Genomic DNA, 25462 nt, shown 5'->3' on the forward strand with positions numbered 1-25462 from the left:
CGGCCGCCACCGTCCTCGCGGTGGCGGCCGTACCCGTGCTCGTAGCCGGCCTCGTCGTGTTCGTGGTCGGGAGCGGCGAGGCGAGCGGGTACCTCTCCGCACGGACGATGATCGACGTCGTCGACCTGCCGTTCGGACCGACGAAACAGGAGCACGTCGAGCAGCTCACCGAACTGGCCGAGGAACACGACGTCTCGCTGGCCCTCGTTGTACCCGACCGCTCCGGTGCACCGAACTCGGTCGACGCGTATGCGTTCACCGGTTCGGTCGCCGAGCCGCTGTTCTGGGGGACGGTCGTCGAGCACCCTGCGAGTGACATCGGTGATGCCGTGATCGTGTGGTCGTACGCCGTCGACGGGACTCCTGACCAAGTACGGTCGTTCCTCGCCGCGTTGCACGGCGCGGAATTCAGGTTCGTGGATGCCACACCGACGGCCCATGTCCTGGTCCCCGCGGTGATCCAGCAACCCGGCGTGCTGGCGATCTCGGCGTGCGTCGTGCTCGGGATCGTCATCGCACTCGTCGCTGAATCGGACCGGCGCGCGAGTCGACAGCGCCTTCGCGAACTCGCCGGGTGGTCGCCGAAGCAGATCGCAGCTCGTGAGTCTCTCGAGATCGTGGGGCTGCTCGTTGTCTGTTCCGTGCTGGTGTGCGGAACACTCGCCGTGTACCTGCTCGTCCGCGGGGCATCGCCGACGATCTGGTCGTTCAGCTCCGGGCTCGCCGCGGTGGTGTTCCCCATCACCCTCGTCAGCGTCGTCGGAGTGCACCTGGTCTGCTCGATCGCGGGCCGTCGCAGGTTCGGGAGCCTCGCGGCCCCGGTCTGGCGCCCGATCGTCGTCTCGCTGTGTGGCGTCGCACTCGTCGGCATCCTGACCGTGAACGCCGGCGCTGTCGCAGAGAACGCACGACGGGCGACTGCACTCGAGCGGTCGCTGAGCCGCGAGGCTCCGCACGGCGATGACGTCGTGCTGGGTGTCGGCAACGACACCATCGAACAGGAGCGAACGTTCGGGCAGATCGCCCGTCGAGCCCTCGACGCCGGTACCGCGGGATTGGCGCAGACGACCTTCATGCAGGACGCCCTCCTGATCGCCGGCGACGCCGCTGAGCAGCTGACCGCTCCGAACCGCGACGGCGTGACCGTGCTGGTGCCGCGCAGCATGGCAGGCGATGCTGACGCCGTCGTCGATCACGTCCGTACGGCTTTCGATGACGGCTGGGAAGTGGACAGTGTTCGTCCGCCCCGAACAGTTCCGATCCGCCCCGAGGTGGTGGACACGACCGCTCCGATCGTCGAGTCCGCCGATCGATGGGTCGACTGGGTGACGCCACGAACCACCGACTCGCTGGACGTCCCCGTGATCGTGGTGGCAGATCTGCGAGACCTCCCGCCCAACCGGCTCGGGACGGCGGCTCGCAACGGTGAGGTGCGGTTCGCCGACCGGTCGACGCTCCTCCGTGAACTCCGCGCCGCTGACCTGCTCGACGTCGTCACCCAGATCAACCGGGTCGGTGCCGTGCTCGAGCGCGAGCTCGCTGCCGTCCGCACCGAGCGGGTGGTCGTCATCGGGGCATCGCTCGGCGCCGTACTCGCGAGCCTGTTCGCTGCCGCCGCCCTGGTCGCCGACCACCGGATGCGACGTCGACGCGCGGGACGCCTGCGATTCCTGGTCGGTCGCCACCCAGCCGTGCAGCACAGACAGTTCGTGTGCACCGCGAGCGGGATCGTCGCCGGAACCACCGCCGTCGTGCTGCTCGGTGGTGGGACCGTCGATGTGCTCCACGTTGCCGGGACGGCTGGCGCCGCCGCTGTGCTCGCCGCTGTGGCCCTGTCGGTCCTGCTCGCTGCCACACACCACCGAGAAGGGACCTGACGATGACCGAGCAACTGCGACTCCGCGCCGAGGGGATCGGGTACGACATCGCCGGGCGGACCCTCTGGGACGGCGTCTCGTTCCAGCTCCGCGCCGGGGAAGCCCTCGCCCTCCGCGGGCCTTCCGGGCAGGGCAAGAGCACGATGCTCCGCTGCTTGGGAGGACTCGAACAACCGACACGGGGGCGGATCACCATCGATGGCAACGTTCTGCAGACGGCAGGAGAGGGAGAACGTCGGGCGCTGCGCCGGGACACCGTCGGCCTGGTCATGCAAGACCACGCCGTCGTGCCGGAGTGGACGGTCACGCAGAACTTGCGGGTGTTGCGTCCGAGCGGCGTCGCCCGTGCCGAGCTCGGCGACCGGATCGACGAGGCGCTGCGGATCGTCGGGCTCGGTGGTCGCCGTACTGCTCGTGCCGGGACGATGAGTGGCGGAGAACAGCAGCGGGTCGCTGTCGCACGGGTCCTGGCGCAGCGACCACGGCTCGTCCTGGCCGATGAGCCCACCGCGTCGCTCGACAGCGAGAGCGCGGCCCGCGTCAGCGCCGGTCTGGACGCGCTGCGTGCATCCGGCAGCGCCGTCGTCGTGGCGACCCACGACCCTGCGCTCATCGCATGGGCCGGCGCGGAACTCGCGCTGGCAGTCGACGCGACCACCTGACGGACGCCAGGCGCTTAGCGAGCTGGCACCGGGCCTCCCGTCCGAACGAAGCACCCATCGAAAGGCGACCATGGACGTCCGCGAGACCACCCTGCAAGAGCTGTTCGGGGGACCGAAGCAGTACCTCGTCCCGCTCTACCAGCGGCCCTACGCGTGGGAGGCCCGCCAACGCGAGCGGCTCTGGGCCGACGTGCTGGAACTCAGCGAGACCCGACGCACCGAGCCCGGTGCCACGCACTTCACCGGGTCGCTCGTGTTCTCGACCGGCACGGTCGTCCCGAGCGGCATGGAGTTCCTCGTGGTCGACGGCCAGCAGCGGTTGACGACGCTCTCGATCCTGCTCTGCGCCCTGCGCGACACGTTCCGGGAGCGCCGTCCGGAGTCGCCCGTGCTCGCCGAGAGCATCCACGAGCAGTACGTCGCCGATCGCTTCAAGCCCGGCGATGCCCGGCTCAAGCTCCTGCCGACCCAGGCGGACCGCGACGCGTACCGAAGCGTGGTCGACGGCGGTGCCGACGTGCCGGACGAGCCCGACGCGTCGGTGTCCGGCGTGCGCGACGCGTACACGTACTTCCGACGCGAGCTCGGCCGGGTCGACGACCTCGAACTGACCCGCGACGCCGTCCTCGGCGGCCTGGTCTTCGTCTCGATCACCGCGAAGGACGAGGACAACGTCTACCGGATCTTCGAGTCCCTCAACAACACGGGGATGCGGCTGACGCAGGGCGACCTGGTGCGCAACGACCTCTTCATGCGACTCGGGCACCGAGGTGAATCGGCCTACTCGTCGTGGTGGCTGCCGATGCAGCGTCGGCTCAGCGTGAACGACCTCGAGCTGCTCTTCTGGTTGGACGCCGTGGCCGAGGAACCACTGCTGAAACAGGGCGACATCTACAGCTCGCAGCAGGCCCGCCTGGCGGCGATGGACGACGAACAGATCCTGGCCGAGATCGAACGGTTCAGCCGACTGTCCGAGCACCTCATGCGCATCCGGGACCCGTCGCAGGAGTCCGACCCGACCGTCCGGAAGCACCTGCGGCACCTCGCCGAGTGGTCCTCCACCACGACCGTCCCGCTCACCCTGCGGCTGCTGTCCCGTCGTGCCGCCGGCACCAGTACCTCTGCCGAGGTCGCCGGGGCGCTCGCGACCCTCGAGGCGTACCTCGTCCGGCGCACCCTCGTCGGGCGGCCGGGGCAGGGACTCAACCGGATCATCCTGCAGGCCTGCGGGGAACTCGACGACCGACCCGTCGACCAGGTGCTGCTCGACTACTTCTCCACCGGCCGGAAGCACTTCGCGACCGACGAACAGGTGCGCGATGCGATCCGGACGCAGCCGTTCTACCTGCGCGGGCTCCGCAACCAGCAAAAGCTCATCCTGAAGTGGGTGCAGGAGGAGTTGAACCCCAACGAGCCGATCGACGTCGAACGGGCCACCATCGAGCACGTCCTGCCGCAGACGCTGACCCCGGACTGGCGGGCAGCGCTCGCCGCAGACCTCGACGGGGAGCCCGTCGACGTCGTGCACGAACGACTCGTCCACTCGCTCGGCAACCTGACGCTCACCGGGTACAACGCGACGCTCGGCAACCGCCCGTTCCCCGAGAAGCAGGAGGAGTACCGGCAGAGCAGCTTCACCGCCCTCAACCGGCTGCTGCTCGATGCGCCGGTGTGGGGGCGGACGCAGATCCTGGCACGGAGTGAGTGGTTCGCCGACCGCATCACCCGCCAGTGGACCGGCCCGAACGTGCGCGCCCGGTCGGTCGGCGGCCGCCGGGACTGGTCGATCGTGCACCGGGCGATCGCGGCCATCCCGGCGGGGCGCTGGACGTCGTACGGCGACCTCGCGGCCCTCATCGGCACGCACCCCGCTGCGGTCGGCGCGCACCTGGCGGGAACGCACATCCACGGGACACATCGGGTCCTGCAGGGGAGTGGCACCGTGGCGCCGGGGTTCCGCTGGCCGGACCCGGCGGACGGCCGCGATCCCCGGGCCGTCCTCGAGGCCGAGGGACTCGCTTTCTCGGCGAGCGGCGTCGCACGCGCTCGAGATCGGCTGTCGACCGCTGCGCTCGCGGCGCGGATCGGCCTCATCGACGAGTGAGCCGAAGCACTGACGGTTCTGGTTCGCGATCGTCGGGGATCGTGAACCGGAACCGTCAACGTCTCAGTACTGCGGCCGGATCCAGTCCGTCGGTTGCACGAAGCGGGCGCGGGGCAGGACCTCGTCCGGCTCGGCGGTCCGCACGCTCGTGATGATCGTGGCCTCGCCGTACTCGTACGAACGGCGGGCGATGCCGTCTCGCTCGTCGATCACCAGCGTCGAGCGGAACGCCGGGTCCTCGCCGTGCTCGAAGGTCACCAGGATCGAGTGCTCGCCGACGTGCTGGACCAGGATCGGGTGGACGTCGTCCGAGGCGCGGCCCCACCGGAGCATCAGGTCGGGGACTGCCATCCGGACGACGGGAGACGAGACCATGCTCCGGGCGAACGACACCTCGATCGGGCCGTCGTCGGGCTCGTGCAGCACGCCGTCGCGGTAGGAGACCGGCTTGGCGCGCTGGCGGACCAAGGTCCAGGTCTGCGCGGCCTCATCGACGTCGACGCGGAACTGCGAGTACTTCTGCCGTGACTCCTGGTGGATGCCCTCGAGGACGTACCGGGCGGGTCGGCGGAGCGCGGCGAGCTCCTCGGCGATCGCGGGGCCGTCGGGCCGGGGGAGGAGTTCGTCGAAACGCACGCTGTCAGCATGGCGCACCACGCGCAGTGGACGTCACCCCGTGACGGACTGGAGGCCCGTGGCGGCCTGGCGCCGTGCCTCCCGTCCGATCGCGGGTCGCGTCAGGTTGCGTCAAGCAACGTCCGCGTAGACCGGGAGGATGCAGGTCGTCGGAGTCGAACAGTTCGGAGGGCCGGAGGCCCTCGCAATCCACGAGATGCCGGAGCCGCACGCCGGCGCGGGGTCCGTGCGGATCCGGGTGCAGGCGTTCGCCGTGAACCCGACCGATACAGGGGTGCGTGCCGGGGAGCGGGACAGCTCGCAGGCCTCACCGCCGTACGTGCCCGGGATGGACGCCGCCGGCGTCATCGACGAGGTCGGGCCCGACGTCACCGGATGGCAGGTCGGCGACGAGGTCATGGCGATCGCGCTGCCGCTCACCGCCCACGGTGGCGCCTACGTGCAGGAGCTCGTCGCGCCGGTTGGGTCGTTCACGCGGATCCCTCGTGGGACGTCGCTTCCGCTTGCCGCCACAGTGCCGATGAACGGGCTGACGGCGTTGCAGATCCTGTCGCACGCCTCGCTCGCGCCGGGACAGACGCTCGCCGTGACCGGGGCCGCTGGGCTGCTCGGGAACTACGTGGTGCAGCTGGCGAAGGCCGCCGGGATGATCGTGATCGCGGATGCAGCTGAGAAGGACGAGGCGCTGGTGCGGTCGCTCGGGCCGGACCACATCGTGCCGCGCGGCGATGGGTTCGCCGCCGCTGTGCGTGCGCTCGTGCCGGACGGGGTCGATGCGCTCGCCGATGCTGCGGTGCAGCGTGGGGTCGTCGTCGATGCCGTTCGCGACGGCGGAGTGTTCTTCGACGTGCGTGGGTGGCAGGGCGACGGGGCTCGGGGGATCGAGTTCGTGCGGGTCATGGTGTTCTCGGAGTACCGGTCGTTCGACAAGCTCGAGCAGCTGCGGCACGCGGTGGAGAGTGGGACGTTGACGCCGCGGGTGGCGGAGGTGCTGCCGGCTGCGCGGGCTGGGGAGGCGCATGAGCGGTTGGAGGCTGGGGGAACGCGGGGGAGGTTCGTGCTGACTTGGTGACCCTCACTTTTCACGCGACTTGAGCAAGTCCTCGTTCAGCCCAGGGCGACGCCCTTCCTGCGGTTGCACGGTCCGCAGAGCACCTGCAGGTTCTCCGGCTCGTTGCTGCCACCCCTGGAGAACGGGATGATGTGGTCGAACTGGAGCTCCGACGTCGTACCGCACCAGTTGCAGCGGCCACCATCGCGGGCCCACACCAGCTCCTGGATGTCTCGGGGAACTGCTCCGCGACGGCGCTGCACGGGCTCGACCGGGCTGTTCGCGATCGTGTGCGCGCGGGCGATGGTGGCGGCCTGTCGGCGGTCTCGGGTCTCGAGTAGGGCGAAGACCTGTTCAGACAGCAAGCCGTCGTTGTCCCAGAACCAGCGGCCCCGGAACCACCAGTACTGCCGTTCCTTGACTCGGCCGATCTTGACCGGGCGGTCGTCCGACGTCGCGAACGCAGCGCTGAGTTCGTCCTTCCGCAGCTTGGAACCGACGTAGTACGTGGACCGACCGACGGTGAGTTCGACCCGCCCCTTGCGCGTGAACACGTTCACGCGATGCCTCATCGATACGTTCTCAGCCCTACGCAGCACGTGTTCCCCTCGGTCGCTGTCGTTTTCCGCCGACCATCATGGCGGGACGGCGAACTGGTCGGCTAGCACCCAGTTCGGGGAGGGCGGCCGCTCGCCTCACCCTCGAACGGGAACTCGCGGAGCGTCAGTGGGTGGCATCAAGATGGTTCCGCGGACCGGGGATGTCGTCCGCGCGCGCGACGAGGGGAAGACAATGCACAACGGGTACGCCGTCATCGACCTCGAGACCACCGGGCTCGCCCCGTCGTACGGGCATCGGGTGATCGAGATCGGCATCGTGCACGTCGCACCGGACGGGGCGATCGAGCGCACGTTCGAGACCGTCGTGAACCCGGGGCGCGACCTCGGGCCGGTGCACATCCACCAGATCCGCGGTGCCGACATGGTCGGGGCTCCCGCCTTCGCCGACATCGCCGGTGATCTCGTCGACCGTCTGCGCGGACGAGTCGTGGTCGCCCACAACGCCGCCTTCGAGGCACGTTTCCTCCACGCCGAGTTCGAACGACTCGGCCATCGCTCGCCGTTCAAGCAGGCCAGCACTGCGCTCTGCACCATGCGACTCGCGCAGGAGTTCCTGCCCGGTTCCGGCCGGAAGCTCGCCGACTGCTGCAGCGCGTACGACATCGACCTCGTCGACGCGCACGAGGCGCTCGCCGACGCACGAGCCACCGCTCAGCTGCTCGGCGCCTACATCGGTTCCGCACCGCACGATCCGCGGTGGGGAACGTGGGGCGAAGCCGCGGTCGGGCTGCAGTGGCCGGGCGTCCGCGGCACCGATCAGCCGTGGACCGCCCGTCGGCGCGGCGGCGCGACTGCCGAACGCAGTCGGGTCGACCGCGCGACGGACTTCCTGCCGGCGCTGGAGGGCAACACTGGCGCACTGCTGTACGCGGCCGTCCTCGACAGGGCGGTCTCCGGAGACATGCTCGCGGCGACGGACGCCGAACAGGTCAACGAGTTCGCTGCGGAGTTCGGGCTCGGAGCTCCGATGCGGGCTGCTCTGCACCAGCAGTACTTCGGGGACCTCGTCGACGCCGTGTGGGCCGACGGCGTGCTGTCGATCCAGGACCACCTGCAGCTGGAGCGGGTTGCGCGCCTCCTCGGCGTGTCGAACGACCAGCTCGAGCGTGCGGTCCACGGCCGGCAGCCCGCGCGGATGGGCGCGAACTCGTTCTCGGCGGCACACATCGCTGATTCGGGGGATGCGACCGGTGCGATCGACCTCGACGAGAACAGCATCGTGACGCTCACCGGCGACATGCGACGTGGCCGGAACGAGATCGAGGCGGACCTCGCTCGACTCGGCATCCGAACCGCCCCGAACGTCACGAAGAAGACGACCGTGCTGATCGCGGCGGACGCGGACAGCCTTTCGGGGAAAGCCCGCAAGGCGCGGCAGTACGGGATCCCGATCATCGAGGAAGATGTCCTGGAAGGCGCGCTCGCGGCGGCGGCACGCGCCTGATCTCACCATCGTCGGAGTGTCGGCCCGCAACTCCGATTACGCGACGGAGTCGCGAGGCCCGACGAGCGGGGCTCAGGCGGATCGGTTCTCGTCAGCCGCAGACTCCGGCGCTTCGCGCTGGGGCACTTCGGAGAGACGGGCGCGTTCTCCCGCGAGGACCTGGGTGATGAGCTGCGTCTCCGAGATGTCGAACGCCTGGACTGACGCGTGCGCGGTCTCGCTGACCGCCGCGAAGTCGGCGAACGTCTTCGACTTGCGGGCGAGCAGCCGCACGAGCGCAGCGTCGACGCCGTCCTCCGACAACAGGCGGTGCACCTGCACGGTGTCGAGCTGCCCCATCCGTCGTGCCCGGGCGATCGCCTGCCACTCCGTCGTGGGCTTCAACTGAGGCTCGCAGATGACGACGACCGAGGCGGCCTGGATGTTCAGACCCACTCCGCCGGCGATGATCTGTGCGACGAGCACCGCTCCCGGGGCGGCAGCGGAGAACTCATCGACCATCGCTTGTCGCTCGGAGGGTGAGGTCGACCCGCTCAGCGGACCGAACGTGACGCCGTCCACCGACCGGAGCACCGCCTGCAGGACAGCGCGGTAGTGCGAGAAGACGATCGTCTTCCTCCCGTTCGCGCGCGCTTCCTCGACCACGTCGAGGAGCGACTGGACCTTGCTCGACGACGAGCCCTCGAGCATCGCGAGCTGCCGCATGCCGTGGAAGTCGCCGGCATCGACGGCCGCGACGTACCGGTCGGCCTCGACCTGCGTCAGGTCCGTCCACTCCTCGACCTCCACCAGCTCCGGGAGCTCCGTGAGGACGTCCGCTTGGCTCCGACGCAGGTACACCGGGGCGATCTGCTTCCGGAAGGTCAGCGGGCTGTCGTCGCCGCCGTCCACGACGAGGTCCGGTCGGATGTGGTCGATGAGGACGCGGAACTCCTCGACTCGGTTCTCCAGCGGCGTGCCGGACATGAGCAGGACCCGCTCCGAGCGTTCGAGCAGCGCTCTGGTGTTCTTCGTGCGCTTCGCATCCGGGTTCTTGACGTAGTGCGCCTCGTCGACGATCACCGTGGCGAATCCGAGGTCCTCGGGGACCTGGGTCCGCACCCATCCGAGGGTCTCGAACGTGGTGACGGCGACGCCACCGGCGGCAAGCCAGTCGGCGACGCCACGAGAACGTTCAGGCCCGTGCAGCCGGAAGGCGGGGACCGAGGTGTGCCGCTCGGTCTCCCGCAGCCAGTTCGCGACCACCGCAGCGGGGCAGATGACGACGAAGTGCGGGAGAGAGCCGGTGGTCGTGGCAGCGATGTGCGCCAGGACGGCGAGGGCTTCGACGGTCTTGCCCAACCCCATTTCGTCCCCGATGACGACCCGGTCCTGCACCAGGGCGAACGCCGCCCCGAAGCGCTGGTAGCCGCGCAGCGATGCCGACAGCAACGAGGTGTCCAGACGGAACTGCTCGACCTGCTCGATGAGCCCTTCGGGGAGGAGCCCGCGACCGGCCGTCGTCGAGTCGGTGACCCCGATCTCGTCGAGCAACGCGAAGTAGCTCGCCGGGCGATCCAGGAAGTCGCTCCAGTCGTCCGTCGTCGCGACCCGGTCCCGGTCACCGACGACGGCGATCGCACGCTGCCGGGCGTCGTCGACGTCCACCTCGATTCGCTCAGCTGCGCCTTCGGCAGGGTTGAAGGAGCCGGATGCGAGAGCACCGGGTTGGTGGACGATGCCGAGGACCGCGCCCCGCGACACCGCATCCGCGATCGGGGTGAGTTCCTCGACCAAGGACGCGGTGTGCTCGCCAGCGCCGAACTTGGCTGCTTCCCAGCGGCGGAGTGACGAGACCAGGGCGACGCTCGCCGTGTCCTGACACCGCGCATCGATCTGCACCGCTGCCCCGTCGAGCGCTGCGTCCTGCAGGGACCGGGCGGCGGCGTTGATGCGAGCCGCGGTGGTCTCACCGATCCCGGGGAGCTGCCCGGCGACGACCGGGGAACGGAGGAGATCGCCGACCGTGCTGATGCCGGCGTCACGAACGGCACCGAGGCGGAGCTGGTCTCGGGTGACGTCGCGCAGCCGATCGATGTCCATGCCGCGGAGTTCGCGTCGGGCCGCGTCGGAACGGACGCGGTGACTGGCATCCAGGACGCTCGCTCGCGCGGCGCGCTCCGTGTCGATCACGGTCCGGAGCGTCTCGACCGTCGTGGGCAGGTGCGCCATCGCGCCGAGGTCGAGCAGCGCTGCTGGGCCGAGGTCCTTGGTGGCGGTGAGGAGCGGCCCGTCGGTCTCGAGGAGCGCCTCCACCGTCAGGTCGGCACCACGGCGATGACGGGTGTCGAGCGCTTTGAGCGTGCGCACGGCACCGGTCTCCTCCAGCCACGCGTGGGTCGTCGTGAGGAACTGCTCGGCGCGGACACCGGCTGCACGGCGGTCTCTGCCCGCGAGCAAGCCGGCGATGCCGGACGCGGCGCGGTCGTCCTCGAGCGCCGCCGGTACGTCCGTCGTGAGCACCGTCACGACGGAATCGGCGTGGAGATCGGTGCGGGGGAGTCGCGCGGCGTCGGCGAGTGCCGAAGCCAGACCGCCGTCGTCCGCGCGCAGCGGGAGCACCGAGCACGACAGCGCTGGACCGCGCACCGTGAAGCGACGGCCGAGCAGCTCCGCGCGAGCCGAGGCGGCGGCGTCCTCCACGGACGCACGATGGCGTCGTACCTCAGCTGCGACCTCCGCCAGCACCTGCAGCCGCTCGCGGATCACTCTCTCGACCATCGCCGCCCTCCCCGGTTGTCGGTCTCATCGTGGCACGGGACCCCGACATCGCTGTCCTCGGGACGCTTGGTGCGGCGGATCACTCCGTGAAGTAGGCCCACGTCTTGTCCTCCGTATCGAGGACCTGCTCCGGAGCCACGCCGACGTGGACCGCGAGTTCGATCGACCCCTGCAGAGCCACGTCGACGTCCGGCGAGAACGCCCGGTCGAGCACGGCGAGGTACACCGACGTGGTCGACCGGAGCTGTTCGAGGAGCCGTTGGTGTTCGACAGCCAGCTGTTCTTCCAGGGCGCGCTGTTCGGCGCGGTACCGGTCGATGAGCGCTGCCTCACGGTGTGCGAGCGAGGACGAGACCGACTGGTACATGACCGTGCCGACCGTGGAGCCGATGACGGCACCGAGCACCGGGATCGGGACGACTGCCTGGCCCACGACGGAGGACAGCGCGCTGATCGCGCTCTCCAGGCAGATGAGCTCCGCACCCTCGATGAACTCGGCCTCTGTGAGCTCACCACCGCGCAGCCTGTTGGCCAACGCCGCGATGCCGAATCCCGACGTGACCATCGCGCTCGCGACGGCCGCAGGGGTCGCGGTGAGGTTCGTGAGCGAGTAGACGCTGGCGCCTCGGACGGCACCCGTGAGGAACCCGGTACCGGATTCGGCCGCGATCTCGGTCCAGTCCTCGTCGGTGAAGTCCGCGATCCCCTTCCCCGCACGGCGCTTCCGGACGACGCCGAGCACGAACGCGGTCCCGCCTTCGACAGCCGACGCCATCGCGGTGGTCGCCACCCCCTGTCGCAGTGTCGGACGGCTCGCGGCGTGGGCGTCTTCACGGCGTGTGCGATCCGTCGCACGGAGCGAGTCTCGCTCGGCGTCGAGCGTGCGGTCGTACACGCCACGCTGCACGTCTCGGTAGTCGAACGTCGATGGCTCGAGGGACTCGATCGAGACGTCGCTCGTCGCGAAGAACTCCTGCACGCGCTGCCAGTCAGTGAACGAGGGTCCGGAGTCGCCGCTCGTCACGAGCCTTCCCGCATCGGTGGGCGCCATCGTGTGGAGCGTCCGCACCGTCTCGTAGTGGTCCGCCGGGATCTGATACCGCCCGCCGTTCCTGATGTAGTCGGGGTACTTGTCGAGGTGCTGCTCGACCGCGCGGAGACTGAACCACCCGCCCGAGGCGCTGAACTTCTGCTGGATGGCCACCCCGTCGCGCAGGAGGTCCACCGGGCTGTTGTCGTTCACCCACTGGTGGACGCCGTCCTCGCCGACGACCTGCGCCCGCGCGTTGCCGACACCGACCTCGGCGATCTCGGCGATGAACCCGTGCATGCCCTTCGTCGCACCTCGGTTCTTGGCCACGATCTCGGTGTCGATCTTCCGCATGGCTGCATCGACGGTGGCAAGGGCGTCCTCGAGGTTGCCGGTCTGCGCACGCAAGCGCTGGACCAGGGCGTCGAGTCGGAGTTGGTTGAGGTGCGCCACCCAGGCCGCGACCGCTTGCCCTTGGGAGTGCTCGACGTGCTCCGTCCTGTCACGCATCGGCGACTCGCTGCACGACTCGTTCGCTGAGCAGGCCCGCAGCCGCCGTCGCCGTGTTCACGAGCGCTGCGAGCCGGGAGCGTTGGGTCGCGGAGAGCGCACGGAAGTCACTCGCGAACAGCTCCTGCGCCGAGACGTAGTTGGTGCGCACGAGTTCGCGGGCGGACGTGCTCCGCTGGAGGAGATCGGCGATCTGCGCGTCCAGTCCGTCGACGATCGCGGTGTTCTGCTTGACGGCGGTCAGCGCCTGCTGCTTCGCCTCGCGGTGCTCGAACCGCTTCTTCGTGAAGAGCACGATCGACGTGAGCAACGCCGCGCCCGCCACCGTCCAGCCGATCGGGCCGGCGAGCGCCAGGAGTGCCGTCCCCGCGGCGGTTCCACCGCCGCCGACCGCAACCGCTCCACCGCCGAGCCAGGCCAGCGCGGCGTTGGTGGCGGCAGCGCCCGAGAGCGTCGAGATCGCGGTGCCCGTCGACGCTGCGCCGAAGGTCGTCGCGACCCAGATCGCAGCGCTCGGGGCCATGCTCGCGACCGCCGCTCCCGCCGAGAGCCCGGCGCCGGCACCCGCTGCGGATGCCCGCGCGGCCTCGAGGTCCATCCGTGCGAACTCCTCCGCATCGAGGAACGCGGCCCGGTGCAGGTCCACCACCTCGAACGCGGTCGCGAAGGACTTCGGGGTGTTGGCGATGCTGTTCACGAGCAACTCGACGAGTTCGAGCAGGTCTGCCGAGCGCTCACGTTGTCGGAGGAGCGACAAGCCCTTGTCGTTCATCGCCGTGAACGCGCCGTTGTACGCGACGACTGCTTCTTCGTACGAGAGTGGATCGTCCGCCGTCAGCTTCTCGACAACGTGCACGGTGGCGTCCCGGAGATCGGTCGCCTGGTCGACGATGTGTGCCGAGGCGCCGCGGGCGACCTTCCCGACGTCGTCGAGCGACTTCGCCAAGGTGTCCCGGACCTTCTTCGGGTTGAACGGTTCGACCAACGCGCCTCTCCTGGATCGCTCGACTTCGACGTGCACGGGAACGCTCAGCGGCTGCGCGGGGCACCGCTCCGGACGCCCACCCACAGACCATCTCGTGCTCGTGTCATCCCAACGTAGAGCTCCCGGCGGCCTCGCTCCCGCCGCTCTCGTTCGGTCTCGGTCGGCTCGGCCGGGGCAGCATCGAGCAGCCGGGGATCGACGTGCGCGAGCAGCACCTGTTTGAACTCGAGGCCCTTCGCACGTTTGACGGTCCCCACACGGACCGCGTCCGAGCTTCGACCCGCGTACTGCTGCAGTGAGACGGTCGGCACACCGGCTCGCCCAAGAACCTCCAAGACGTCGTCCGCCTGTCGGTTCGTCGCCGTGAGGATGCCGACGTCCCCGTGACCCGTCCCGACAAACCGAAGAACCTCGGTCAGCCGGTCGAGCATCGCGCGGTCGTGGTCCGCGCGGCTCGCGAAGCGCGTCACGGTCGGAGCAGCACCGGAGCGCGAGACGTCGGACACCGCGTCACCGACCCCGTCGACGCCCTCGATGTCCACGAACTGGTCGTCCGCCACCATCTCCTTCGCGAACTCGAGGATCTCAGCGGTGTTCCGATGGTTGACGTCGAGCACCACGCCGCGACCCGACAGGTTGATGCCCACCTCGCCGAGCGTGTACCCGCCGGGGTAGATGGTCTGCTGGCCGTCACCGATGAGTGTCAGTCCGTCGGTACGGTCACCGACGAGCTGGTGCACCAGCGCGACCATCGCGCAGGACAGGTCCTGCGCCTCGTCGACGATGACCGCGTCGTACCGCTCGAGCGGCACCGCGCGGACCGCGTCGCGAGCGAGGAGGACGATGTCCTCCCAGTCGTGCGCCCGGCGCTCGCGCAGCCCGCGCGCGTACGCCTCGTACAGGTCCCAAACGGCTTGCCGCGTCTCCAGCGGGAGCGCGTGCTTGCGCCCGATGCGAGCCAGGTCCGCGTACTCGTCGAACCGCGACAGGCCGTGGCCCTTGATGACGTGCTTGATCTCGTCTTCCCAGTACGAGCGTGAGAATCGCGACGACCGCAATGGACTGGAGGCGCGGATTGCGTTCCACGCGTCGTCGAACGCGAGCTGGGCCTCCCGTCCAGGAGCGCGGAACGCGATCCCGCGTTCCTTCAGCAGGCGCGTGGCGAACGCGTGGACGCCCATGAAGTCGACGCGGCCGACCATGTCGGGCGCGAGGCGTTCGAGGAGTGATTCGAGGACCTTCGGCAGGGTGCTGATGTACGTCGTGAAGAGCACGCGGCCGCCGGTCGCGCGTGCGAGGTACGCGGCGCGGTGCAGGCCGACGACGGTCTTGCCGGTACCTGCAGCGCCGCGGATGCGTGCCGGGCCGTTGAAGCTGCGGCGGACGAGCTTGGCCTGTGCCGGATCGAGGAATGCCATCCAGTCCTCGATCGGCGCTTCCAGCACCCCGTCGAGCAGTTGTTCCGTCAGCTCGTCGTCCGCGGTATCGATCGTCGGGACGAGTACGTCGGGTTCGCGGGGGAGTACCGGTGCCGGGACGACGACCTGTGGCGGTGTTGCTCCGCCGTCGCCGATCACGGGGAAGTGGTGCAGCATCGCGGCGAGGACCTCGTCGACGCGGGATGCCGACAGTCGGGCTCCGCGCTTCGTGATGTGCCCGACGAGGTCGTGCGCGCCGATGACGTCGACCGAGGCGACGCGGGCGTGCATCTTCTTCTGGCCGGCGAGTGCGGCGACCGCGTGGACCTCGCCGGGTGCGAGTCCCGTGTCCGCCAGTGCTGCCTCGGTGCTGTACGCGAGGTCGGCGAGGCGGGCGATGTCGTCGGTGACGTCCTCTTGGCCGCGGGTGATCCGGTCACCGTGGACCGCGACCTCGCGCCAGGCCTTCGTGTCGACGATGAAGACACCGGCGCGACCGACGACGACCATGTCGACTTGGGCCGTGCGGCTGCCGGGCCAGCGGCGGTCGGCGAGCAGGTGGTACCCGATGCCGGTGAGTGGGGCGAGGATGCGGGCGGTCTCGCTCGGGCCATCGTCGTGGTGGTCCCTCGGGGCGCCCCTGGTCCTCGGTGCCGCTCGTCGTCCCCGGGACGAGTGGTGTTGAACCATCCTCGTGGGTGGGCGGGAGCAGGCGGGAGTACCCGTTTCGGGGTGGTGAGCGGATCTCCGGATGGTGTCGGTGGCCGGCAGAACCGCCGGACCTGGCCGGTGAGTTCAATTCCCATCGGCCCGATGGTGTTGACTGACTCTCGACGAGCGCTGGGGGGAGTACATGGTCAAGATCCACGGGTATTACGAGTACGACGACGATTCGCTAACGCCAGGGCAGGCGAAGGACGGCGGAGTGAGCCAACTGCTCTTCGATAGCGAAGGGAAGCTGTCGGATCATGCGTCGTTCCATCCCGAGGATCCGGACGACGAGGACGAGAACAGCTATGACTCGACGACGCGGACTGATGATTCAGACGCAGAGGCGGATGCACAGGCCGCGGCGCTCCTCATCCTGGCTGTGATCGGCGCTGCGGCGGGCGGGTATGCGCTGATCCGCAAGGCGGCGCCGCACGTGCAGCGCATGATCAACGAGCGGGCGCTGCCAGCAGTTCGGTCATTCTGGAAGAAGGTGCGAGGCCAAGGTAGTGAAGTCGGAGGGGCTGACGAAGACGAGACGAGCGTCATCTTCGTCCACACTCCGCCCGCGCGTGGGAAGGTGGCAGCTCCCGGAACCGACGCCGCCATCACGAAGCCCCAGATGAGCCCGGACGAGTGGTATGCCCGCTTCCGCGCGATGTTCGAGGCGCGCAAGTTTGCTGACGAGCAGTGGAAGCTCCTGTCATCGGTGCAGGTCGCGGACGACGAAGCAATCGCCGAGCTGCAGCGTGAAATGACGCGCAACCGCCCGGAGGCTGTCGTTCGGCAGGTGGCGCTGATGCTCGAGGCAGCGCCGGAGATCGATGAGGACGCGACAGCCGAACCAGTTTCGATCGAGGTAGAGCGCGACACCGGACAGCGCCATCCGTGATCGCTATTCACGAAAAGCCCTGTTCAGGAGATACTCAGGGCAGTTATCGGCATCAGGCAAGGCGAGCTGCTCCCCCCCCCCCCCCCCCCCCCCCCCCCCCCCCCCCCCCCCCCCCCCCCCCCCCCCCCCCCCCCCCCCCCCCGGCCGGAACGCGACACGAAGTCTCACCCGAGGTGTCGTCGGCTCGAATGTCATAGTCGGCCGATACCTTGAGACGGAATGACTCGACAGCATTAATCTGCGCCACGATGGCGCCAAGGAGACGTAGACCGTAATGGGCATCCAGTACAGCAGCGGAACACAGAAGCCAGTAGAGGCCGCGAGGGTGGTGGCTTGACGGTGGCTCTCAAGAAATCTGATCTGTACAGCTCGCTCTGGGCTGGAGCCAACGAGCTCCGAGGCGGCATGGATGCCAGTCAGTACAAGGACTACGTGCTGACGCTGCTCTTCATGAAGTATGTCACCGACAAGGCTAAGTCTGATCCGGACAGCCTGATCGATGTCCCCGAAGGCGGATCCTTCGATGACATGCTCGCCGCGAAGGGCGATGTCGAGATCGGTGATCGCTTCAACAAGATCATCGGCAAGCTCGCCGCCGCGAACGGCCTTCGCAACGTCATCGATCAGGCCGACTTCAACGACGCTGAGAAGCTCGGCAACGGCAAGGAGATGCAGGATCGCCTCTCCAAGCTTGACGATCTTCAAAGACCTCGAGTTCGGCGGATCAAGAGCCGAGGGGGATGACCTCCTCGGTGATGCGTATGAGTTCTTGATGCGGCACTTCGCTACAGAGTCCGGCAAGAGCAAAGGTCAGTTTTACACGCCCGCCGAGGTCTCACGCGTAGTGGCGAAGGTCGTAGGGATCAACGGCCAGACCAGGCAGGACGAAACTGTCTACGACGCGGCCTGCGGGTCCGGTTCACTGCTTCTGAAAGCCGCAGCTGAGGCGCCCCGCGGCATGACGATCTACGGCCAGGAGAAGGACAACGCGACCTGGGCGCTCGCCCGTATGAACATGATCTTGCACGGCAACGAGACCGCGGAGATTCACAAGGGCGACACGATCACGAGCCCTAAGCTCACGAACGGCAACAGGCTGAGCACCTTCGACTATGTCGTCATGAACCCACCGTTCTCAGTGAAATCATGGTCCAACGGGCTGGACACTGAGTATGGGCGTTTCGAGTACGGCATGCCGCCGGAGAAGAACGGAGACTTCGCCTTTCTGCTGCACGCACTCACGTCGCTAAAAGCGGAAGGCAAAGCAGCGGTCATCCTGCCGCACGGTGTCCTGTTCCGTGGGAACACGGAGGGGAACATCCGCCGCGAGCTCCTCAAGCGGGGCTTCATCAAGGGAGTCATTGGGCTTCCAGCGAATCTTTTTTATGGCACTGGCATCCCCGCATGCATCGTGATTCTCGATAAGGAGAACGCGGTTAGTCGCACCGACGTCTTTATGGTGGACGCAAGCAAGGGCTTCATCAAAGACGGCAACAAGAACCGTCTTCGCGATCAGGACATCCACAAGATTGTCGACACGTTCAATCGTCAGCTGCCGGTAGATGGCTACTCACGCAAGGTGCCGATGAGCGAGATTGCGGATGAGAAGAACGCCTACAACCTCAACATCCCGCGCTACATCGATAGCTCGGAGCCCGAGGATCTCCAGGACCTCTCAGCTCACCTGCACGGCGGCATCCCGAATCACGACATCGATGCACTGCAGGACTACTGGGATGCGCTGCCCGCGCTGAAGGACGCTCTGTTTGAACCGCTTCGGCAGGGCTACTCAAAGCTCCGGGTCGACCTTTCCGAGGTGCAAGACTACGCGCTCAACCGTGGCGGTCTCGAGTTCATGCGTGCGGATGTCGAGCAGGTCGTCGATGACTGGTTCGCGGCCCATCGCGCGGCACTGCTTGCGATCGACGCGAACACCAGGCCGAACGACCTCGTTCGCACCCTCGGCGACGAGCTCCTTGAGCGGTTCAAGACCATGCCGCTGCTTGACGAGTACGACGTCTACCAGCAGCTCATGAGCTACTGGAACGGGGTCATGCACGACGACATGTACCTGCTCATGACTGAACTCGATAGCGGCGAGACTTGGGCTACTGCCGCCAAGCCGCGCAAGACGATTGAGGACAAAGAGCGAAAGCTTTCGGAGGATCCGGACCTCGAGATCGGCGCCGGCCGTAGCAAGACGAAGTTCAAGATGGACCTCGTCCCACCCGACCTGATCGTGGCTCGCTACCTCGCGGACGAGCAGGCTCATGTCGATGAGCTCAATGCAAAGCTCGAGTCGGCCTCGGTCGCAGTGGTAGGACACGCCGAGGAGCACGGCGTCGAAGAGGCACTTCTCTCCGAGGCGACCAACGACAAGGGTGTGTACACCAAGCAGCTAGTCAGCGCGGTGATCCGTGAAGCCAACGCGAGCGGCGATTGCGAGACTCTCGCCTGCGCCAATGCCGCACTTGGCCTCGTGAATGCCGAAGTTGCGGCCAAGAAGGGGGCAAAGGAGGTGCAGGCTGCACTCGACGAGGCGACGCTTCAGAAGTACGGCGAGCTCACTGACGAGGATGCGAAGTCAATCGTTCTCGACGACAAGTGGCACGCCACTATTGCGGCGAAGGTCGACAGTGAGGTCAATGCGTTGACGCTTGCTCTCGTTGCTCGTATCCATCAGCTCGGCGAACGATATGCCGAGACCATCGGTGAAATCGATACACAGCTAAAGAGGCTCGAAGCTAGGGTAGCGAGCCACATTGCCGCTATGGGGATCGAATCATGAACGCAGTCAGCCAAGTCCTGACGGCAGGCGAGCTGGGGACCTTCCGGGGTGGCAGCGGCTTTCCTGTGCGATATCAAGGCAAGAAATCCGGGGATCTACCATTCTTCAAGGTTTCCGACATGAACAGTGAAGGCAACGAGCAGTTCATGACGCGGGCGAACAACTACATCAGCGAAGCCCGGCGCAAGGCGCTAGGCGCAGTCCGCATGCCCAAGCGAGCGATCGTGTTTGCAAAGGTCGGTGCCGCCGTCTTCCAAGAGCGGAAACGTATCCTTGCCCAAGATAGTTGCATCGACAATAACATGGCTGCCTTCATCGTGGATGAGAGCAAGTTGGACGTTCGCTTCGCGTACCACCTTCTGACGGCATTCAGGATGTCGGATCTTGTCGCAGTGGGGGCGCTGCCGTCTTTGAATGGCGGACAACTTCGATCCATTCCGCTGCTTGTGCCCAACCAGCTCTCCGAGCAGCGTCAGATTTCATCAACGCTCACCGACGCTGATGATTTGATTAGTGCTCTCGAACGCCTTATCGCCAAGAAGCGAGCAATCAAACAGGGCATGTTGCAGCGGCTCCTTAGCGGAAGTACTCGGCTACATGGATTTTCGGATGCGTGGATTTCGAGTCGACTTGGGGCGTTGGGTTCATTCCTCAAAGGCCGTGGCATCAAACGCGATGACGTTCGAGCGATAGGGGTGCCTTGCATTCGATACGGTGAGATTTACACGGCATTCGGTGACTACACGGATCGAACACGCTCCTTCGTCGCATCCGATGTGGCGGCCTCCGCTGTTCCGCTCCGCCGGGGAGATGTGCTGTTCGCGGGCTCTGGTGAAACTAAGGCTGAGATTGGAATGAGTCTGGCGTACGTTGGTGATGAAGAGGCGGTCGCTGGCGGAGACATCGTGATTTTTCGCGGAGAAAGCTTCAACCCGGTATTTCTCGCGTCTCTGCTGAATACACCATCGATTGCATCGCAAAAGGCCCGTAAGGGGCAGGGGGACGCTGTTGTCCACATCAGCAGCTCAGCTCTCGCAGATTTGCGCATGAGAGTTCCCGATCGCGATGAGCAGGACGCAATCGCAGCCGTCATCGAGGAAGTGGATCGCGAACTTTCAGCGCTCGACTCTCGACTTGACAAAGCCCGTGCTATCAAGCAGGGCATGATGCAGCAGCTCCTTACCGGTCGCGTGCGTCTCCCCGCGGAGGTAACAACGTGAGCGGCCTAAACAACTCTTGGGCCGCGGAACAATTGACGGCCTTCATCCACATGACTGAGTGCGTCGTATCGTCCTCTCCTGGCGTCTTCGGCTCGTTCGCCAGAGGACGGGAGGAAGACATCGCCCGTCAAGCTCAGGTCGTCGCGCAAGACCTCGATCGGGCGACTCCGCAACGGCGGGGGCAGGTGATCGAAGGCGGTCGGAGATGGCAGGGCCTCCGGCAAGCCGCAAGCAGAGGTCTCGCACAGATTGATCGGGCGCAGGAACTCGACGAGATGCTCGCGGACGATGCGCCGCGAATCTCAGCTGCCGACATCCACCCATGGATCTGGAGCGGAGCTCGTTCGTTCTGGCAGTCTGGCCACGTCGTTCAGACCGTGCGCGACGCCGTAACTAAGCTCAACGCCGAGACCCAAAACAAGGTCGGGCGCCAAGAAGTGAGCGAAACAGATCTCTTGAAGCAGTCCTTCTCGCTCGATGAGGCGAAGCCGGGGAGGTTGCGACTGCGACGGATTCCGCCCGAGGATAGCGACACGTATCGATCCGCACAGCGCGGGGCGATGGCCTTTGCTGAGGGTGTGTTTGCTGGGATCCGGAACCCGCTCTCGCATGAGGCGGATCAAGAGCTCACCGAACAGGTCGCGCTCGAGTACCTAGTAGCCCTGAGCGTGCTCGCGCGGTGGGTCGATGATTCGTTAGTTAAGCACGCAGGGGGAGTGTAATGAGCGCAGTAGGACAGATCGAGAAGAAGACGCAGGACCGCGTCGTGAAGCTGTTCACCGAGCGGTTGGACTACGACTATTTCGGGGATTGGCACGACGGAAACCGCGCCACTGGGATCGAAGTCGATGTCCTGACGCAGAATCTACGCGCTCGCAACTACGACGAGACGCTCATCACTCGCGCTCTGGACCAGCTCCAGAAAGCCGCGGCGGTTGGCGTTGGTCACAACCTTTACGAGGCGAACCGTGACGTCTATCAGCTGTTGCGCTACGGCGTGAAGGTCAAGGCAGCGGTGGGGGAGTCGACGCAGACTGTCTGGTTCATTGACTGGCAGACGCCGTCCGCCAACCACTTCGCCGTTGCGGAGGAAGTGACCGTCCTCGGTCAGCACACGAAGCGCCCGGACATCGTGCTCTACGTGAACGGGCTGGCGCTCGGGGTGATCGAGCTCAAGCGATCGAAGGTCTCGCTAACTGAAGGTATCCGCCAGTCCATCGGCAACCAAAGCAAGGATTTCATTCGCCCGTTTTTCTCGACGGTGCAGTACCTCTTCGCGGGCAACGATGCTGAGGGACTTCGCTACGGCGTGATCGATACGCCGGAGAGGTACTGGCTGGAATGGAAAGAAGACTCCGACGTCGACTCTCCGCTTGACCGCGCGCTATTGCAAATGTGCGCGCAGGACCGCTTCCTCGAACTGATTCACGACTTCGTCGTCTTCGACAAAGGAGTCAAGAAGGGCCCGCGTCACAATCAGTACTTCGGTGTCAGAGCTGCGCAGCAGCGCATTGCTCGGCGCGAGGGTGGCATCATCTGGCACACCCAGGGGTCGGGCAAGAGCCTGACCATGGTCTGGCTGGCGAAGTGGATCCGCGAATCGCAGGTCGGGACCGATCCGCGTGTACTGATCATTACGGATCGCACCGAGCTGGACGAGCAGATCGACAATGTCTTCAAGGGTGTCAACGAGTCGATTTATCGGACGAAGAGCGGCGCCGACCTCATCAGTACGCTCAACACGTCCGAGGAATGGCTCATCGGGTCGCTCGTGCACAAGTTCCGCAATAGCGGCGACAACGGTGATGCCGACGCGGATGACTACATCGCGGAGCTGAGCGCTTCGCTCCCGAAAGACTTCCGCGCCAAGGGCAACATCTTTGTGTTTGTCGACGAAGCCCACCGCACGCAATCTGGCCGAATGCACCGCGCCATGAAGCAGCTTCTGCCGGACGCAATGTTCATCGGATTTACCGGCACCCCGCTCCTGAAAGCGGACAAGGCGACCAGCATCGAGACCTTCGGCTCGTTCATCCACACCTACAAGTTCAATGAGGCTGTCAACGACGGCGTCGTGCTCGACCTACGTTACGAAGCCCGAGACATCGATCAGGCTCTGACGTCGCCGGCCCATGTTGATAAGTGGTTCGAGGCCAAGACCAAGGGCATGACGGATCTCTCTCGCGCCGAACTCAAAAAGCGCTGGGGCACCATGCAAAAGGTGGTATCCAGCAAGTCTCGCGCCGAGCAAATCGTGGCCGACATCCTCTTGGACATGGACACCAAGCCACGGCTGATGGATCGTCGTGGCAATGCCATGCTCGTTGGGGCGAGCATCTACCAGGCGTGCAAGTTCTATGACCTGTTCGTCGCTGCCGGGTTCAAGGGTAAGTGCGCAATCGTCACGAGCTACCAGCCCAATATCTCAGAGATCTCCAAAGAAGACTCAGGGGCTGGCAAGACAGAAAAGTTCGCGCAGTACGACACGTACCGTCGCATGCTCGCGGACTACTTCGATGAGTCCGAGGACGCTGCGATGGGCCGCGTCGAGGAGTTCGAAACCGCAGTCAAGAAGCAATTCGTCGAAGAACCAGGACAGATGCGGCTTCTTATCGTGGTGGATAAGCTGCTAACAGGCTTTGACGCGCCGAGCGCGACATATCTGTACATCGATAAGAAGATGCAGGATCATGGCCTCTTCCAGGCGATCTGCCGAGTAAACCGACTTGACGGCGACGATAAGGATTACGGCTACATCGTCGACTACCGTGACCTCTTCAACTCCCTGGAAAGCGCGATCAATGACTACACGTCGGGCGCGCTTGAAGGCTACGAGAAGCAGGACATCGAAGGACTTCTCTCTGATCGAATCGAGAAGGCGCAGGAAGACCTTGAGGATGCCCTTGAGCGCATCCGTGCGCTGTGCGAGCCGGTGCTGCCACCGAAGGGCACAGACCAGTACCGCGCCTACTTCGTCGCGAACGAGGCAGGGAACGCGGCCCAGATCAAGGCCAACGAACCGAAGCGAGTTGAGCTCTACAAGGCTGTCTCAGCAGTTACCCGCGCATTTACCAACCTCGCGAACGACATGACCGAGGTCGGGTATAGCCCAGCGGATGTCGAGAAGATCAGGAAAGAGATCGCGCACTACAGCGACGTCCGGGCAGAGGTGAAACTCTCCGCCGGCGAGGACGTCAATTTCAAGGCCTACGAAGCTGATATGCGGTTCCTGCTCGACACGTACATCAAGGCTGGTGCCTCGCAGGTTGTGTCGGATTTCGAGGACACCGGTCTCATCGATCTCTTCGTCAAGCTCGGTCCGAACGCGCTCGACAAGCTCCCCCCCGGTGTCAAGCAGAGCAAGGATGCGGTCGCCGAGGTCATCATCAACAACATGCGCAAGGTGATCATCGACGAGCATGCGCTTAACCCGAAGTTCTACGACCGGATGAGTGAACTTCTCGACGCAATCCTCGAGGAGCGCCGCAAGCAGGCGCTCGACTACGAGCAGTATCTGGCCAAGATCCTGCAGGCCGCGCAGCAGCTGGGAACCAAGGACACCGGCAAGACCTATCCATCATGGGCTAAGCACGGAGGGCAGACGGCACTTATGGACACGCTCGATGATGATGCTGACCTCGCATTCGCAATCGACTCTGCGATCCGTAACGTGAAGCAGCACGGTTGGATCGATAACCCGATTAAGCAGAAGCAAGTGAAGCGAGCGATCGCACGGCTTCTGCCCGCGGGTGATGAGCGGGTGGAAACGCTGTTCGATCTCGTGAGGTCTCGTGATGAGTATCGCTAGCGCGTACCTCACCGTCCGCGGGCTCGATATCGAAGTCGTTCGCAAAGACATCAAACACCTACATATCGGGGTCTACCCGCCAGCTGGACGTGTCCGTATTGCGGCGCCGCTTCGCGTCGATGACGATCAGATCCGGCTCGCCATTGTTCAGCGTCTTGCGTGGATTCGTCGTCAGAGGATAGAGCTTCAGGATGCTGCCAGGCAGACAACCCGCGAGATGGTGACCGGTGAATCCCACTATGTGTGGGGAGTGCGCAAGCGGCTCAAAGTTGTCGAGCGACCGGGGCGCGCGAACGTTGAGGTCGACGGGGACAGACTTGCGCTCTACGTCGCGGTAGAAACCTCCGCCGACCAACGCCGCAGATATCTCGAGCGGTGGTACCGCGAGCAGCTCGGAGCTGTGGTTCCCGACCTGGTGAGCAAGTGGGAGCATCGGCTCGGAGTGACGGTCCCCAAGTGGACTATCCGCAAGATGAAGACGAAATGGGGCTCGTGCAACCGCGATACGCACAGTGTCTGGTTCAACCTGGAGCTCGCGAAGAAGCACCCCGATTGTCTCGAGTACATCGTGGTGCACGAGCTCACTCACTACTTTGAGGGAAGCCACGGAGGGCGATTCTCGACGCTCATGGACCGCAACCTTCCTGACTGGCGGCTGCGTCGCGACGAACTGAACGGGGCGCCGCTCGCGGAGGAGGACTGGGAAGTATGACCGAGCGCGCTCAAGCGCCCGAAGGCGCAACATACGAGAAACCCGGATCTGCAGGGTGGGATCTCACCGCGCTCACGCCGGAGTTCATCGAGTCCGAGCACGCGTGATACGCCTAAGCCATCGCCGAGAACTTGAAGAAGGACGATGTCCTGAACATCGCGCTTTCCGGTAGCTACGGCGTCGGCAAGAGCAGCATCTTGGGGCGCGTTGCGGACGATCACGAAAACCGCGTGGTCG

The 25462-nt window shown here is 65.9% G+C and carries 18 protein-coding genes and 1 pseudogene; 13 read left to right on the top strand and 6 right to left on the bottom strand.

The features are described from left to right. The first annotated feature begins 20 nt into the window (after positions 1–20). From KZI27_RS08405 to KZI27_RS08415, 3 genes are all read left to right on the top strand, one after another. On the top strand, positions 21–1877 hold the full coding sequence (locus KZI27_RS08405) for a hypothetical protein (protein ID WP_222660558.1): 1857 nt from the start codon (positions 21–23) through the stop codon (positions 1875–1877). A 2-nt stretch (positions 1878–1879) separates the two neighbouring features. Then, entirely contained in the window at positions 1880–2539 is a 660-nt protein-coding gene (locus KZI27_RS08410; protein WP_222660559.1) for an ABC transporter ATP-binding protein, read from the top strand. 70 nt (positions 2540–2609) lie between these two features. Beyond that, positions 2610–4643 (top strand): DUF262 domain-containing protein, encoded by a 2034-nt coding sequence (locus KZI27_RS08415; protein ID WP_222660560.1) that lies wholly within the window; start codon positions 2610–2612, stop codon positions 4641–4643. Positions 4644–4706: 63 nt separating this feature from the next. On the opposite strand, the gene KZI27_RS08420 is transcribed toward KZI27_RS08415, so the two are convergent. After that, positions 4707–5279, bottom strand: coding sequence for a hypothetical protein (locus KZI27_RS08420; protein WP_222660561.1), 573 nt, complete (start codon positions 5277–5279; stop codon positions 4707–4709). Between the two features lie 139 nt (positions 5280–5418). Here KZI27_RS08420 and KZI27_RS08425 point away from each other — a divergent pair, with 139 nt between their 5' ends. Further along, on the top strand, positions 5419–6351 hold the full coding sequence (locus tag KZI27_RS08425) for an NADP-dependent oxidoreductase (RefSeq protein ID WP_222660562.1): 933 nt from the start codon (positions 5419–5421) through the stop codon (positions 6349–6351). Between the two features lie 35 nt (positions 6352–6386). On the opposite strand, the gene KZI27_RS08430 is transcribed toward KZI27_RS08425, so the two are convergent. After that, entirely contained in the window at positions 6387–6890 is a 504-nt protein-coding gene (locus KZI27_RS08430; RefSeq protein WP_222660563.1) for an HNH endonuclease, read from the bottom strand. Positions 6891–7122: 232 nt separating this feature from the next. Here KZI27_RS08430 and KZI27_RS08435 point away from each other — a divergent pair, with 232 nt between their 5' ends. Continuing rightward, positions 7123–8394, top strand: a complete 1272-nt coding sequence (locus KZI27_RS08435) for an exonuclease domain-containing protein (RefSeq protein WP_222660564.1) — start codon at positions 7123–7125, stop codon at positions 8392–8394. 72 nt (positions 8395–8466) lie between these two features. On the opposite strand, the gene KZI27_RS08440 is transcribed toward KZI27_RS08435, so the two are convergent. The 4 genes from KZI27_RS08440 to KZI27_RS08455 all read right to left on the bottom strand — a co-directional run bounded on the left by KZI27_RS08440 (position 8467) and on the right by KZI27_RS08455 (position 15787). Continuing rightward, a complete protein-coding gene (locus KZI27_RS08440) occupies positions 8467–11154 on the bottom strand; it encodes a DEAD/DEAH box helicase (protein ID WP_222660565.1) in 2688 nt (895 codons plus the stop codon). Positions 11155–11233: 79 nt separating this feature from the next. Beyond that, positions 11234–12694, bottom strand: a complete 1461-nt coding sequence (locus KZI27_RS08445) for a hypothetical protein (protein WP_222660566.1) — start codon at positions 12692–12694, stop codon at positions 11234–11236. Then, positions 12687–13679: a hypothetical protein gene (locus tag KZI27_RS08450; protein ID WP_222660567.1), complete on the bottom strand. Its 993-nt coding sequence runs from the start codon at positions 13677–13679 to the stop codon at positions 12687–12689. The genes KZI27_RS08445 and KZI27_RS08450 overlap by 8 nt, the downstream gene beginning before the upstream one ends. A gap of 44 nt (positions 13680–13723) precedes the next feature. Further along, positions 13724–15787: a nuclease-related domain-containing DEAD/DEAH box helicase gene (locus KZI27_RS08455; protein ID WP_222660568.1), complete on the bottom strand. Its 2064-nt coding sequence runs from the start codon at positions 15785–15787 to the stop codon at positions 13724–13726. A 163-nt stretch (positions 15788–15950) separates the two neighbouring features. Between KZI27_RS08455 and KZI27_RS08460 the strand changes: the two genes are divergently transcribed. The 8 genes and pseudogenes from KZI27_RS08460 to KZI27_RS20440 form a co-directional block, all read left to right on the top strand. After that, positions 15951–16697, top strand: a complete 747-nt coding sequence (locus KZI27_RS08460; protein WP_222660569.1) for a hypothetical protein — start codon at positions 15951–15953, stop codon at positions 16695–16697. Positions 16698–17036: 339 nt separating this feature from the next. Beyond that, on the top strand, positions 17037–17441 hold the full coding sequence (locus KZI27_RS20220; RefSeq protein ID WP_261784226.1) for a type I restriction-modification system subunit M N-terminal domain-containing protein: 405 nt from the start codon (positions 17037–17039) through the stop codon (positions 17439–17441). Then, on the top strand, positions 17389–19485 hold the full coding sequence (locus KZI27_RS08465) for an N-6 DNA methylase (RefSeq protein WP_261784184.1): 2097 nt from the start codon (positions 17389–17391) through the stop codon (positions 19483–19485). Before KZI27_RS20220 ends, KZI27_RS08465 begins: the two co-directional genes overlap by 53 nt. Beyond that, on the top strand, positions 19482–20705 hold the full coding sequence (locus KZI27_RS08470; protein WP_222660570.1) for a restriction endonuclease subunit S: 1224 nt from the start codon (positions 19482–19484) through the stop codon (positions 20703–20705). Before KZI27_RS08465 ends, KZI27_RS08470 begins: the two co-directional genes overlap by 4 nt. Further along, complete coding sequence (locus KZI27_RS08475; protein WP_222660571.1) at positions 20702–21427, top strand: TIGR02391 family protein; 726 nt, start codon at positions 20702–20704, stop codon at positions 21425–21427. The genes KZI27_RS08470 and KZI27_RS08475 overlap by 4 nt, the downstream gene beginning before the upstream one ends. Beyond that, a complete protein-coding gene (locus KZI27_RS08480; RefSeq protein WP_222660572.1) occupies positions 21427–24513 on the top strand; it encodes a type I restriction endonuclease subunit R in 3087 nt (1028 codons plus the stop codon). The genes KZI27_RS08475 and KZI27_RS08480 overlap by 1 nt, the downstream gene beginning before the upstream one ends. Then, entirely contained in the window at positions 24500–25225 is a 726-nt protein-coding gene (locus KZI27_RS08485) for a M48 family metallopeptidase (RefSeq protein WP_222660573.1), read from the top strand. The genes KZI27_RS08480 and KZI27_RS08485 overlap by 14 nt, the downstream gene beginning before the upstream one ends. Positions 25226–25356: 131 nt before the next feature. Then, a pseudogene (locus KZI27_RS20440) lies at positions 25357–25458 on the top strand (hypothetical protein); the annotation flags it as partial. Positions 25459–25462: the final 4 nt, after the last annotated feature.

Source organism: Curtobacterium sp. TC1 (assembly GCF_019844075.1).
In the GTDB taxonomy this organism is placed as follows: domain Bacteria; phylum Actinomycetota; class Actinomycetes; order Actinomycetales; family Microbacteriaceae; genus Curtobacterium.

Bases quoted from the DNA above. Each gene is read 5' to 3' on its own strand.
- KZI27_RS08410 (WP_222660559.1), top strand. From the start codon at position 1,880: ATGACCGAGCAACTGCGACTCCGCGCCGAGGGGATCGGGTACGACATC.
- KZI27_RS08415 (WP_222660560.1), top strand. From the start codon at position 2,610: ATGGACGTCCGCGAGACCACCCTGCAAGAGCTGTTCGGGGGACCGAAG.
- KZI27_RS08425 (WP_222660562.1), top strand. From the start codon at position 5,419: ATGCAGGTCGTCGGAGTCGAACAGTTCGGAGGGCCGGAGGCCCTCGCA.
- KZI27_RS08435 (WP_222660564.1), top strand. From the start codon at position 7,123: ATGCACAACGGGTACGCCGTCATCGACCTCGAGACCACCGGGCTCGCC.
- KZI27_RS08440 (WP_222660565.1), bottom strand. From the start codon at position 11,154: ATGGTCGAGAGAGTGATCCGCGAGCGGCTGCAGGTGCTGGCGGAGGTC.
- KZI27_RS08445 (WP_222660566.1), bottom strand. From the start codon at position 12,694: ATGCGTGACAGGACGGAGCACGTCGAGCACTCCCAAGGGCAAGCGGTC.
- KZI27_RS08455 (WP_222660568.1), bottom strand. From the start codon at position 15,787: ATGGTTCAACACCACTCGTCCCGGGGACGACGAGCGGCACCGAGGACC.
- KZI27_RS08460 (WP_222660569.1), top strand. From the start codon at position 15,951: ATGGTCAAGATCCACGGGTATTACGAGTACGACGACGATTCGCTAACG.
- KZI27_RS08470 (WP_222660570.1), top strand. From the start codon at position 19,482: ATGAACGCAGTCAGCCAAGTCCTGACGGCAGGCGAGCTGGGGACCTTC.
- KZI27_RS08480 (WP_222660572.1), top strand. From the start codon at position 21,427: ATGAGCGCAGTAGGACAGATCGAGAAGAAGACGCAGGACCGCGTCGTG.
- KZI27_RS08485 (WP_222660573.1), top strand. From the start codon at position 24,500: ATGAGTATCGCTAGCGCGTACCTCACCGTCCGCGGGCTCGATATCGAA.